Below are 12,840 nucleotides of genomic sequence, written 5' to 3' on the forward strand. Positions count from 1 at the left end.
CAGTACTATTGTATCAAAAGTTGCCATGATTGAGCAACATCATACGCAAGACTGTTCGCAAAGCTCACCCGTTTACACCACCCCCTAAGCTTCGCTATAGACGGAGTCCTAGCGGAGTCTGGATAGTTCGTGGATAGCCAAACCTAGAGTAGTTCTGAGTCTACGGCCAGAAGCTAGGATGGACAAATTGATAGCCTGTGCTTTTGATCTTGGCATTGGAGATGCGGACGTTCTTGCGGGTGCTAGGCTGCGTTTCGTCCCAGGTGACCGGGGCAAGCTGATGGCGATCGCACACCTGATCAATCAGCTCTTTGACGGTTGGTACCTCGTCTTGCACAAGGTTGTATAGTCCTGATAGCTGCTGCCGCTTTGCCCAGTCAATGCCACCCACAATGTCACTGAGATGAACCCAGTTAGTGCCTTCATTGCCTTTTCCAGGTCTAGTTGTCCCGGCTGCGCGGCTGTATATTTTTTCTAACGTTCTACCAGGGCCATAGATACCACCTAGCCGCAAGATACAAACCTTTCTTCGAGGCGTGGTGGCAGACAATAGCGTTTGCTCAGTGGCTTCGACAATTTTTCCATTCTCAGTCATCGGCTTGGGCGGCATCATCTCGCTCACCCACGCGCCGTGATGCTCTCCGTAAACAGAGCAAGTACTGGTATAAATCACCTGCTGAATATCGGTATCAGGGAGAACTGTCGCCAGCGTTTTGGCAGTCCCCAAGTAGGTATCTCTGTAGCTGGCACCCTTTCGCAGCCCTACAGATAGCAGTAGGACTTCTCTACCGGCTAAGGCATCTTGTAGCTGTGAAGCGTTCGCTCCATTCACGATGCTAACTTGATTGGCGGTCTGAGCAAGCGCTTCGACTCGTGATTGACTAGTCGTTGTCACCAGTAGGTCGAAGCCTTTTTTTTGCCAAAGCCTGGCAACGGCTGTGCCTACATACCCACAGCCGATAATTGCAGCCTTCATACTAGATTCCATACGTAACAGCAGTTCGCAATGCGATTAAGATTTTCTGATATTTTCGAGCTCCCTGCATACAGCAGTCATGATGAACGTAGTTAGCCCTATCCTCTATTGCTACATCTTCTATTAATGCAGGATTCCTATGATGAAAGTTATTGTTACAAAAGATACCTTCTTTAAGGCGCTGCCCGTTCAAGCCGCGACACTACATAGTAAGAACTTGCCTGATCAGCTCGTTAAAGTATCGGCGGGTACCTCATTAGAAGTTGTCGACTATCTTCCATACGAAGGAAATAAAGAGAGCAGCGCCGACGACCACGTATTCTTTCAGCTAACCGAGCCGATGAAGGGGCACAAGGCGATTCGCTGGTTTGTGTATGGATTGCATGCACAGATGGAAGGCACTGAACCCGATAACGATCCCAAAGATGAGCCCGCGCCGCCTTCACCTAACCTGGATGGAGATAAACCCAGTACAAAGCCAATCGACTTTGGGCCAAAAATCTCAATTCCGGGGATCAGTCGACCCGTAGGCATCTACGAGCCCGTTTATTTTGAGCCGACAGTTTGCAACTTCACCTGGTCTGAGATGACTAAAGGGGGAACTCGCATCCCGGTCAACGCCAACGTCACCGTTCGAATTGTGAAACTGTGCAAATATTTGGACGAGGTTCGCACTTTTTTGGGTAATAAGCCGATGCGGATCACGTCTGGATATCGCGATCCTGTTAGTAATCGGCGGGTAGGCGGTGCTAGAAGCTCTCGTCATATGGCCGGTGATGCGGTCGACTTCTGGGTGAAAGATATGGACGTGGTGGATGTCTTCCACAAGCTCAAGAGTTTTCACCCAAAGGGTGGTTTGGCAGTAGGCAATGGATTTGTTCATTTGGACATGCGGCCAGGCGCGGCGGCTAGATGGACCTATCCAAGAGGGCCGAGAGTATCACTTTGGTGATAGAAATGTTATAAGCATAGTCTTTTTGTTTTACAGCACTAGTACAACCACCGCTCATAAAAGAAAGCTCAGAGACAGTCGATTTTACTCTCTCTGAGCTTTCTTATTTATGCCGATAGCTCTTGCAACCAGCTATTTAGGGAACAAAGCGGCGAACGCCGTAGAATCAACAAAGTTCAGTCAAATGACCGAATAGACCAACAGAATTCAGCCAAATGGCGGAGAACTTTTTATTGTCTAAAAACAGGCGCAAAACTTGCCTCAGATCGGCTCCCAAACAGGCTGATTAGGAAAACTTTGAGCCCTTCAGGTTTGGTTGTAGATGAAGGTGTAGCTATGGCGGGTGCCGCCAGGGATACGACGCCCTGGCAGCCCTTGCTTTGGGGTAGATTTGTCTTGGTCCTTTGAGTGAGCTAGCGTTTGTTGATCGGGGTTGTAAACAGTTGACTGAGTGATTTCTGCTAGGCCAGCAGGAGAGATCGCAGCGATCCCCAACAAACTACCCAAACTAGCAGACACAGACGCGCGGACGATTCTTCTAGGAGTCATTTCTATTGATGCAGTAGCAATTAAGAAAGTGGTATGACAATTTCTGTGCAAAAAACAGACTTCACTATTAGCTGGGGCTGGCTTTGTATAGAAAAAGTAGACTTATCGACTAGATAGCTTCACTTCAAACGTTTTCGACTTAGTGAGACCCTTGTTTTTGGCCCTTTTTCAATAGAGCGAAGCGGGTAGTATTGGCATAGCCTTTTTCTGGAAATATGCATCCAGTGGTAGCTATACAAACTACGCACCGACCAGTCCAGCTAGATAGACCTATTACGTTGCACTGCCCACATACTAATCACGTGAATAAGGTAATACAAACAGAAAACATACGGACTAAGAAGATTCTTAAAATTTCTCCGGGTCAGTGTTAAGACGTGGCGAAAGCAATAGGATTTTGGTCATATCGGTTGCGCGTAAGGATGGGAGATCCCTGCTGAATGCCGACTAAGCCAGCGGTGCTTTCTAGCGCAGTCCGTAGGTGTTTGGCTGCGTAGATAGACATATCACGGGGAACATTGATGCGATCGCGTAAGTATCTCAAAGCCGCATCACTACCAGGCGGCGGCTGACAGACTTCTCCTGTCATCATCTGAGTGAGGGCGCAACGCAGCGCTTTATCAAACAGCTGATCGTCCGCTGGATTGGCCCGGATAATATTTTTGTGGTGCTTGATTACCCTAGCCAACGCTTCGGCTTTGGCAGTAGAGGGTTCTGGGTAGGTAGCATCAGGCAGCCCATACCAAGGTCCTTGGTCCACCCGACGCTGATTGAGCTTAGTTTGCGCTTCGCTATTCTCGTAGCAGCCTCCCATCTGGGGCGGTAAGTCATGCACGTGGGTATGAAAATCACTCTGAGTTCCGCGATAGGTCACTCGGCTTTCCATGGCGTCAAACCAGTCAGACAGTCTTGAATTGTCTTCTCGCAAAGAGTATCCCTTGTAATAATAGAGACTTGCGTTCATCCGTTCTACGTAAGGGGTAAAGACAATATCCGCCGTACTAAAATCTGATAAAAAGTAAGGGCCTGGCGTTTGAGCTAATGCTGCTTCTACTTTGTCTACAACATTAACAAACTGCTCTCGGTTGTTCTTTTCTTGCCTAAACCAGCCTGACGGCTGGCATAGCCAGCCACACCACGCCCTAAACAACAATCTCTCTAACTGTCGTAAGGGCAGCACTTGAGGATCTTTCATACCAGGCCCCAGCGTGCCAAAAGCGTCTTCCAAAGCTATTAGAATATCGTCGCTTTCTGTAATAACACTACCGTCAATTGATAGCGCTGGTAGCATCCCAGAAGGCACTATTCGTTTGTACCAAGACTCCTTCTGTCCGTAGCAGAACATAGTGACTTTTTCGATACGATAGGGAATCCGTTTTTCCTCTAGCCACAGCCAGACTTTTTGACAGTAAGGGCACCAGGCATGATTGTCGCGGTAGAGAGTAACATGAACGTCAGCTTCTGATTGACCAAATAGGCGCAGCCGCGACTGGGCATTTGTCGGACCGTTAACCGGATCGAAACTAAAGTCAGTCAGGGCGTTGAGTTCAGACCAGGAGAGAGAAGGCATGGGCGTAAGAGGGCTGATTGAGTCGTGGAACTCTTTCTGCTTGAAGAGTGATCCAGCTTATCCATACCTTAGCGACTTTTATCACCGACTTTGAAATATATTTTGTACCATTTCCTTTTTGCAGGCGGCTGAGGCGCTATCGAGCTCGATGACCTCTGCGGTAGTCAGGTGCCAGCCGAGCGCGCCTGTGTTTTGCTGAGCCTGCTGTAAATTCTTCGCACCAGGAATGGGGATAGTACCTTTGCAAATACACCAGTTGATAGCGGTCTGAGCCATTGTCTTTTCGTTGGCCTCGGCAACGGCCTTTAAACAATCTAATAGAGGCCGAACACCGGGAAGAATTTGTCCTAGAGCGAATTTTCTTAGACCTTTAGGCAGGTCTGATTTTTTCTGATATTTACCAGTGAGCAGTCCTAGCGCTAACGGGCTATATGCAATTAGTTGAATATCCAGCTCATCACAGACGGGCTTGAGCTCTAGTTCGGCAAGAGGATAGGTAGAAAGAAGAGAATACTGAACCTGAAGGGTGCGAATTTTGATGCCACTATCGGCCAGGCGTCGATGTGCCCAGCGCAAGCGCTTAGGACCATAGTTAGAGAGCCCCAGACCTTTGGCTTTGCCCTGTTGACACAGTTCGGCAAGACCGTCTAACAGTGGGCCTTCTTGAAAAGGCAGATAGTTAGCAGTAGACCAGTGCATCTGTACGAGATCTATCTGACCGAGGCGCTGGGCGGAGGCTTGCCCAGCGGTGATCATAGACTGTTTGGTGAGTCGCCAGGGATAGGGGGCTAGTTTGGTCGCCAGACAGATTTTTTCTTTGTTTTGACCATCATAGCTAGCCCGAAACCGACCAAGGAGCTTTTCGCTTTGGCCGCTGAGTTTGCCTGTACCATAAGAGTCCCCAGTATCGAAGAGGGTGATGCCTTGGCTGACGCAGTGATTGAAGACGGCTTCAAGCTCTTTATCCATGCTCTCTTGATAGTTCCAGAGCAGGCGATTTCCCCAGGCCCAAGTGCCACAGCCCATTTTGGGAAGAGGGGGTAGAAGAGTCATGGCAGAAAGCAGTAGGTATGTGAAAGGCTTTTTTATCTTCCCATAGAAAAGAAAGCCATAGAAGAGAAAGCGGCTCTGCCAGAACCTGATTGCCTTCTATCACACGACTTATCTGAATCATCTAAAAGAGGACAACAGACTAGCTCTCCAAGACGATCAACTAACGGCTTGTAGAATCTGCCTTTAAAGAGAGAATAGGATCGAGGACAAGTCGTTAAGAATCGGTAGGAGAGCGATCAATGGGCTGGCCAGACAGGCTACGACAGGAGGCTATGGAACTGTGGCAGAAGGCGAGCGATCGCATGGGTCAATGGCTGCCCACAGATGTCACACCGCTACAAAAAGCCTACGCCGACGCTCAAACCCAGGTGACTCAAAGGTTGCTCAAAAACTTTAGCGTGAGTGACGAGCGGGTGGCTGAAATTTTAGCTAAGGTGCGAGCTGAACTGCCCACGACAGAAGCGCTACTGATGGGTAAACCACAAGCAGGTAAAAGCTCAATTGTGCGCGGGCTGACTGGAGTATCGGCAGAGATTGTCGGTCAGGGCTTTAAACCGCATACGCAGAACACAGCGCGCTATGCCTACCCGTCAGAAGAGCTGCCGCTGCTGATCTTTACAGATACAGTGGGGCTAGGTGATATCGGACAGGAGACGGCTGGCATCGTCGAAGAACTGTCGAATGAGCTAGGACGCTCGAATGATCGAAGACAGCAGAGCCGCTGCGCCCAGATACTTATCTTGACCGTGAAGATCAATGACTTTGCTGTGGATCAGCTCAAGCAGATTGCCCAGCAGCTCAAACGAAACTATCCAACTGTACCCTGCTTGCTGGCCGTGACCTGTCTGCATGAACTCTATCCATCCGAACAAGACGACCATCCGCTCTATCCCCCAGCAAACGAAGAGATACAGCGAGCTTTCCTAGAACTACAGTCGTCTTTTTCAGGCTGCTTTGACCAGGCAATTTTACTAGACTTTACGCTAGAAGAGGACGGCTATACGCCCGTGTTTTATGGTCAAGAGGCTTTGCGCGATGCGCTAGCGGATCTGCTGCCGGATGCAGAAGCCAGCGCTATCTATCAGCTGATCGATGAGCAAGATCAGGCCAGTAACCAGCTAGGAAGCCTATATCGGGACGTAGGGCGGCGCTATATTTCAGCGTTTGCAGTGGCAGCAGCGACGCTAGCAGCCGTGCCGTTACCATTTGCCACAATGCCAGTACTAACGGTATTACAGATTTCGATGGTAGGGCTGTTGGGTCAGCTATATGGCCAAAAGTTGAGCCGGTCGCAAGCAGGAGGAGTCGCTAGTGCGATCGCAGGTGGTTTCTTTGCTCAGGCCATCGGTCGCGAGCTGGTCAAGTTTATCCCAGGCTTTGGCAGTGTGGTCGCCGCTTCTTGGGCTGCCGCCTATACCTGGGCGCTAGGTGAAGGTGCCTGCGCCTACTTTGGCGATTTGATGGGCGGCAAAAAGCCAGATCCTGAGCGCATTCAGCAGGTGATGGCAGAAGCGTTTGAATCAGCAAAGATACGATTTAAACAGAGCGGCAAGCAGGGGAATGTTCAACCAGGTGGCGATACAGAAGAAAGTGAACATCAGAAAAGGGACTAAACAGGAACAGTTTTAAGAGAGACTGGTGGTAAAGCGGTGAATACAGGAGCCCTAGAAAAAAGAGAATGTTCTGTGGGTGTAGCTGAACGAAATTAGGTTGAAGACTAATCAATGGATTGACAGCCAGGAGCGCGAGTCCCAGTGGTTTCGGGGGGCACATCGCCAAATTCGATGATGTCATCAGCCGCGTTGTCTAGCGGTGCCGTGCGGCCACAGATATTGACAGATAAGTCAGTCTCTTCGCCGACGGCATAGACCAGATAGCTTTGCCCAACATCGAACGTGTAGCCGCAGGCTGCACTACTTACCGCTGTTCTTACTCGAACTGTCTCAGCCTCAGTGCCTTTCCAATGTTCAGACACGCTGAAGTCCACAGTATATCCATTTTCGCTAGGCGTGATACTAACAACTTCACCGGTAAAGACAGCGGTTGAAGCGTCTCGCCCTATCGAAGCAGATTCTGGCAGTACACAACGACAGGCATAGGCGGGTCCAGGCTTGATCAAGACAGCGCCTGCCACAAGGAATAGTCCTACAGTCGCTAGCTTGGGCAATCCACTTGGTATCGTCAGGGCAAAGTGCGGAATCTTCATGTTGAATAGCTGCATTTCAATATCTTAGATTGTCAAACTATCAGCCCTAGCGTGATGATGTTTCAGTTTCTGAAACAGTATGACAACAGTATGTCTAGATACTATCGGTGGCTTTTCTCTAATGTTCCGCGAGTAACGCCCAGTTGACTAGAAAGATTAAGCGATCGCCACAAATCGCCGCCGTCCATGTCTCCATCGACTAACTTTTGGTAGGCAGACAGTGTTTGGGTAACTTGCTCAGGGGTTTCGTTCAAAAACTCAATCCGAAAGTAGCGTGCGCCTTTTTCAATGAGTCTACTAGCGAATTCTGCGCCAGTTTGGGCTTTACCGTTAAAGAGCGTATTGCGACAGCCAGCATCGGCTGACAGAATATGTTCTGCGCCAGTGCGATCGCGCAGCTTCACGTCATGCTTTTCACAAGGTCGACCGCAGTTGGTAAAATCTGTTCCTTCGGATAAAAAGGCACAGTAGACGCAGTGCGCCATATGAAACATCGGCATATGCTGATGCAGGGTAATATCAAACCACTGAGCGGGCGCTGTTTCTAGCAAATCTTCTAACTGTTGTACATTAAGATCATAAGAAGCACAGAGCCTTTCTAAGTTAAATTCTCTTTTGAAGTAATCGGCGGTGACGGGGTTGGCAATGTTTAAGGAAAAATCAGCAATGATGCGATCGCCGCTAAAGTAGTCAAGCTGATCGTAATTGCGAACAAGATAGCCATCTGCCTTGGCCTGGCGAACCTGATCGAGGATGTAACGCTCGCTAGGCTTGCTGATCCGAGGCGGCGCAATAAATAGCTCGGCAGTACCTGTTCTAGTCAAGGCTACGGCTTCTCGGTAGCGAACGGGATTCTCAAATTCGCAGTAGATGGTGGGGGCATGGGTAGCGATCGCAGCTTCAAGCTGGGGCAAAGTGCGAACCAGCGGAATTAGCTGAACGGCTGATGTTTGTTCCAACTGGCTGGTGGGGTTATCTGGCAGCAGGTCGCGGTAGGAAGCATGCGGGTTCAATGTCCAAAGTTTTGGCTGTTGCCTTTGTTCTATCAGCTGAGCGACGAGATCTCTGCGTAGCTGATTGAGCATGCTTACAGGCATCATAACGTTACCCGCAAGATTATTTTGAAGACCAGCAAGCTCGAAAGGGGTATTGCCCAGTCTAGAAAACTGTTGGATAAGTCGCTCTGTCGTCAGCGGCTTGCTGTGAGCGGTGACTAAGGTAATATCTGTGGTGACTGTGGCAATATGTCCGCTGTCGTCATGTGCGATCGCCTTTAGCATCTCGCCTGCTTTGCCGACGACTTCGATCGATACGGGTCGCTTGAACTGGGGCCGATCGCCGCTGTAGGTTTTGCGGATGGCTTTGTCGAGTTCAGGGTCGCTGGTTTTCCAAATGCGATCGCCTATCCTCACCCGTTCAAAATCGAGCGAATTGCGCCCAAAACTCAAGAACGTCTCTTTGCCCCTAGTCTCAACGCCATACAGCCGCCCGCCCTGTTCGTTGTCAGGCTGGCCGCTATCTACTACAACGCCATCTCCTGGCTTAGCGGCAATCAACGATTCAACAACAATTCTGTTCTCTCTTTTCCCTTTGATAATTCGTTCAACCCTGCCGATCAACGCACCACGCTTTTTACCGAATCGGCCATGGACTAGCTTTTGATTATCAATTCCTTGAAACCACCCTGTAGAGAGCCCTCTAGAAAAAGCCATTTCTAACGAATAGCGTTCATCAGCGCTGGGGTGGTAGGACGTTTTTAGTCGTCCAAACTTAAGATCTATTTGGTGCTCGCTCTGGTGCGCGGGCTGCTCTGATATCTGTTCATCTACCCGGTCACCAATCTGTTCAATCACCTGGTCTAGAACTCGACGATAGACACGAGTGACATTGGCGACATACTCAGGCGTTTTCAAACGGCCTTCTATCTTGAGGCTAGCCACGCCAGATTTAATTAAATCAGGGACAACAGAAAGTCCAGAGAGATCCTGCGGGCTCAAAAGGTAAGCGCGATTCTCTCCTGGGAAAGCGCCGCCAGCACTCAAGTCCACATCTTCCCCATCTGCGATCAGCTCATAAGTCATCCGACAAGCCTGAGCGCACTCTCCCCGATTTGCCGATCGCCCGCCCAAAGACTCACTGGTCAAACACTGCCCCGAATAGGCTACGCATAGCGCCCCATGTACAAACGTCTCTAGCGGCATCGCCATATTCTCTTTCTTTAGCTGCCGCTGGATTCGATTAATCTCTTTTATCGAACATTCACGCGCTAATACGACAAGCTGGGTCCCCACCCGCTGAGCAAACTTCACCCCCGCAGCAGAAGTCACCGTCATTTGAGTAGACGCATGGATCGGAAAATCTGGCGAAAGATGGCGGATTAGCCGACAGATACCCACATCTTGAACAATGGCAGCATCCACGCCGGCTGTAATGATCGTTCGTAGGTAGTGTGCAGCCGCCTTCAGCTCCTTTGGAAAGATCAGCGTGTTTAGCGTAACGTAGCCTCTGACGCCTCGCGCGCGTAGAAAAGCCATCAGCTCAGGCAAATCCGCAGCCGTAAAGTTATGCGCTCGCATTCGGGCATTAAACCGATCGAGACCAAAGTAGATGGCATCGGCCCCATTTTCTACCGCAGCTTTCACACAGTCCCAGTCGCCTGCTGGCGCTAGCAGTTCTGGCTTATGCTCTGGCCTGTGCAAACCAAAAACGGACTCCGATCTCTTGTGTGGCAAGTGGCTAGAGACAACCATAGTGAGAAGTGGGCAAAAAGAAAATAAGGACGTCAGCGCGCAAATAAACGCTGCCGAAGTTAACGAGTATGAATGGATAAGAATGAGCACAAGAAACGCTCAGACATCTCCAAAGTGTATATCAAACGCTTGAGTCAATGACCGTTGCTCCCTAGAATTAGATTTGTATCAAAGAATGCGAAAGACTGTCACAAAGATCCAAAAATAGGAGGAAATATGGCTGAACGTCCAATCATCGTTGGCATTGTGGGCGATAGCGCCGCAGGCAAAACCACCCTGACCCGTGGCATCGCGCAGGTGCTAGGTGAAGAAAACGTTGTAGCCATCTGCACCGACGACTATCATCGCTACGATCGCAAACAGCGAGCAGAGATGGGCATTTCGGCGCTGCACCCAGACTGTAACTATCTAGATATCATCGAGCAGCACCTGCAAGATCTGCGTAATGGCAAGGCTATCCTCAAGCCGATATACAACCACACGACAGGTGAGTTTGATCCGCCCGAATACATTGAGCCTAAAAAGTTTGTCATTGTAGAAGGGCTGCTGGGCTATTCGACTAAGGTCGCTCGCGATGCCTATGACGTAAAGGTATATCTAGCGCCGCCTGAAGATTTGCGCGCCAGGTGGAAAATCAAGCGAGACACCCGCAAGCGCGGCTACACAGATGAGCAAGTCCTCGAAGCCTTACGCAAGCGCGAGCCGGATTCGGAAGCCTTTATCCGTCCGCAAAGGCAGTGGTCTGATGTGATTGTGTCCTTTATTCCGCCCGACAGTGAAGATGAAAAGGGCAATGACCTATTACTAAATGTCAAACTGGTGCTGCGTCCAACGTTGCCTCACCCAGATTTTACACACATCCTAGACGACAAAGGCAATGATCTAGGCGATGCCATCCGGTTGCTACTCGATCGCGATATGGGTAAGCCAGTCGATGTGCTGTCTGTAGATGGTCACGCCAACGAAGCTCAGGTGCAGCAGCTAGAGCGCATCTTGTGTAGCGAGGTGCCTTATCTCGGCCAGTTCTGTAGCCTAGAAGGCAATCAGGATGTAGGTAAGGTAGTAGGAACGACAGGTGAGTCGCTGCAAAGCTATCCGCTAGCTCTGACGCAGCTATTGATCACTTATCATATGTTGAAAGCTGTAGAGCGAACTCAAGGTAGAAAGTGAACGGCCCAATTCACCTAAGGGAAAGTGATACATCATGGTTCAGTCGCTTACTCAGCGCCCGATCAGTTTTGAGGCTTTTCTAGATTGGTATCCGAGCGATGGCCGTCGGTATGAATTGATTGAGGGGGGCATTGTTGAGGTGTTACCAACTGGCCCCCGCGAAGATATTGGCGGATTCTTGAGCGCTGAGCTCAACTTTGAAATTCGTCGTAGCCAAAAACCCTATTCCATTCCCCGTAACTGCTTAATTCGGCCACAGGTAGATAACTCTGGCTATATACCAGATGTTGTTGTGCTAGATCGTGAGCGATTACCACAAGAATTGTTGTGGCCCACTGCCTCGGTAATACAGCATGGCACTACTGTGCCTTTGGTGATTGAGGTAGTCAGCACAAACTGGCGAGATGATTATGGTCACAAGTTTGTGGAATATGAGGCGATGGGCATTCAGGAGTATTGGATAGTGGACTTTCGGGCGCTAGGAGCGGTGCGCCACATCGGTAAGCCCAAGCAGCCGACGATTACGATCTGTCAGATCGATGAAGGAGAGTATCAAATTCAAAGGTTTACTGCTGGTGAGAAGCTAGTTTCTAGGATGTTTCCTCAGCTTGATTTAACGGCAGATGCAGTGTTTGCAGCCGCAGGGTAATCTTCACAGCCAAACGATGTGAATCTCTGAAGGAATCGAAACTCACCTATGAAAAACGCGATGATTTTATCGCCGACAATATAGCGTGTACCTGATGCATTAGGTACACGCGAGTCACTTGGCCTGTTGTACTGCAAGGCTTCAACCTGTGATTATGTACTTCAGCCAAGTGAGAAACGCTATAGATTCCTTGAGTCTGGCGAATTCTCGTGTAAATAGTCAGTCATCTAAGCGATTTCGCATCTGCGATCGGTAGCCGAAAGCTGTTCTGAGCCAACGCGGCTCAGAACAATCAACTCACAGGTGAGCTGATACGCCTGAATCTACTAGGGTGTGGCTCTTTCTTTCAGCTTCACCTCGTTTTTGCCATTGTCCGGCTTTAAAAAAGGATAAGGCCCATCGTACTGGTCAATGTACTGCGTGTGTGAGACTAAATCACTTTCTTCACTCCACAGGTGTAGTTGGTAGGCGGGAGGCTCCATGGTAAAAGTGGCCGCTTCGGCGTCGCTGGTTAGATCTAGAGAGACTTGGTGAACAGGGCTAGGAACGGTGTAGGCGAGCGTGCCTGCCCACAGCTTTTGAATAGGGCGGTGAATATGACCACAGCCAATGCGCCGAATGCAGCGGTATCTTTTGACGATACGTTCTAAATCCTTCAGCCCAGTTAGTCCATAGCCATCCATCAGGTCAATCCCTGTTGGGAATGGCGGATGGTGCATAAATGAAATTGTGGGTCGATCTGGCTGCTGACTAAGCTGTTGTTCTAGCCAACTCAATCTTTCTGTATCTAGCTCGCCATGACCTTTACCCGGTACGTTGGTATCTAGCATAATCAGCCGGATTGGATAGTCTTCTACGGTATATGGCGTGGTGGATACAACGCCATAAGCTAATTCACCAGGCACCATCACATGCAGATCGGAGATATGAGCAAGTAACATCCTAGGTCCTTCAAATTGGGTGAA

11 protein-coding genes are annotated in these 12,840 nt (G+C 49.6%); 4 read left to right on the plus strand and 7 right to left on the minus strand.

Translation table 11 applies throughout. The features are described from left to right. Positions 1-160: 160 nt before the first annotated feature. Complete coding sequence (locus IQ256_RS14300; protein WP_193856221.1) at positions 161-976, minus strand: SDR family oxidoreductase; 816 nt, start codon at positions 974-976, stop codon at positions 161-163. 142 nt (positions 977-1,118) lie between these two features. Here IQ256_RS14300 and IQ256_RS14305 point away from each other — a divergent pair, with 142 nt between their 5' ends. Next, complete coding sequence (locus IQ256_RS14305) at positions 1,119-1,928, plus strand: D-Ala-D-Ala carboxypeptidase family metallohydrolase (RefSeq protein ID WP_193856222.1); 810 nt, start codon at positions 1,119-1,121, stop codon at positions 1,926-1,928. A gap of 306 nt (positions 1,929-2,234) precedes the next feature. Here the strand turns inward: IQ256_RS14305 and IQ256_RS14310 are convergent, their stop codons facing one another. The 3 genes from IQ256_RS14310 to IQ256_RS14320 form a co-directional block, all read right to left on the minus strand. Next, positions 2,235-2,477: a hypothetical protein gene (locus IQ256_RS14310; RefSeq protein WP_193856223.1), complete on the minus strand. Its 243-nt coding sequence runs from the start codon at positions 2,475-2,477 to the stop codon at positions 2,235-2,237. Between the two features lie 370 nt (positions 2,478-2,847). Further along, positions 2,848-4,047 (minus strand): glutathione S-transferase family protein, encoded by a 1,200-nt coding sequence (locus tag IQ256_RS14315; protein ID WP_193856224.1) that lies wholly within the window; start codon positions 4,045-4,047, stop codon positions 2,848-2,850. 81 nt (positions 4,048-4,128) lie between these two features. Further along, positions 4,129-5,100, minus strand: coding sequence for an aldo/keto reductase (locus IQ256_RS14320; RefSeq protein ID WP_193856225.1), 972 nt, complete (start codon positions 5,098-5,100; stop codon positions 4,129-4,131). Positions 5,101-5,339: 239 nt separating this feature from the next. Here IQ256_RS14320 and IQ256_RS14325 point away from each other — a divergent pair, with 239 nt between their 5' ends. Further along, entirely contained in the window at positions 5,340-6,713 is a 1,374-nt protein-coding gene (locus tag IQ256_RS14325) for a GTPase family protein (RefSeq protein WP_193856226.1), read from the plus strand. Positions 6,714-6,817: 104 nt separating this feature from the next. Here the strand turns inward: IQ256_RS14325 and IQ256_RS14330 are convergent, their stop codons facing one another. Together IQ256_RS14330 and IQ256_RS14335 are read right to left on the minus strand one after the other, a co-directional pair. After that, positions 6,818-7,321, minus strand: coding sequence for a hypothetical protein (locus tag IQ256_RS14330; protein WP_193856227.1), 504 nt, complete (start codon positions 7,319-7,321; stop codon positions 6,818-6,820). Between the two features lie 86 nt (positions 7,322-7,407). After that, entirely contained in the window at positions 7,408-10,056 is a 2,649-nt protein-coding gene (locus IQ256_RS14335) for a U32 family peptidase (RefSeq protein WP_193856228.1), read from the minus strand. Positions 10,057-10,272: 216 nt separating this feature from the next. Between IQ256_RS14335 and IQ256_RS14340 the strand changes: the two genes are divergently transcribed. Both IQ256_RS14340 and IQ256_RS14345 read left to right on the plus strand, forming a co-directional pair. Beyond that, positions 10,273-11,226: a phosphoribulokinase gene (locus tag IQ256_RS14340; protein ID WP_193856229.1), complete on the plus strand. Its 954-nt coding sequence runs from the start codon at positions 10,273-10,275 to the stop codon at positions 11,224-11,226. A 34-nt stretch (positions 11,227-11,260) separates the two neighbouring features. Continuing rightward, positions 11,261-11,875, plus strand: a complete 615-nt coding sequence (locus IQ256_RS14345) for a Uma2 family endonuclease (RefSeq protein WP_193856230.1) — start codon at positions 11,261-11,263, stop codon at positions 11,873-11,875. 326 nt (positions 11,876-12,201) lie between these two features. Here IQ256_RS14345 and IQ256_RS14350 read toward each other — a convergent pair whose 3' ends face one another. Beyond that, positions 12,202-12,816: a hypothetical protein gene (locus IQ256_RS14350; protein ID WP_193856231.1), complete on the minus strand. Its 615-nt coding sequence runs from the start codon at positions 12,814-12,816 to the stop codon at positions 12,202-12,204. Between the last annotated feature and the right edge of the window lie 24 nt (positions 12,817-12,840).

This window comes from cf. Phormidesmis sp. LEGE 11477 (genome assembly GCF_015207105.1).
Lineage (GTDB): Bacteria > Cyanobacteriota > Cyanobacteriia > Phormidesmidales > Phormidesmidaceae > Phormidesmis.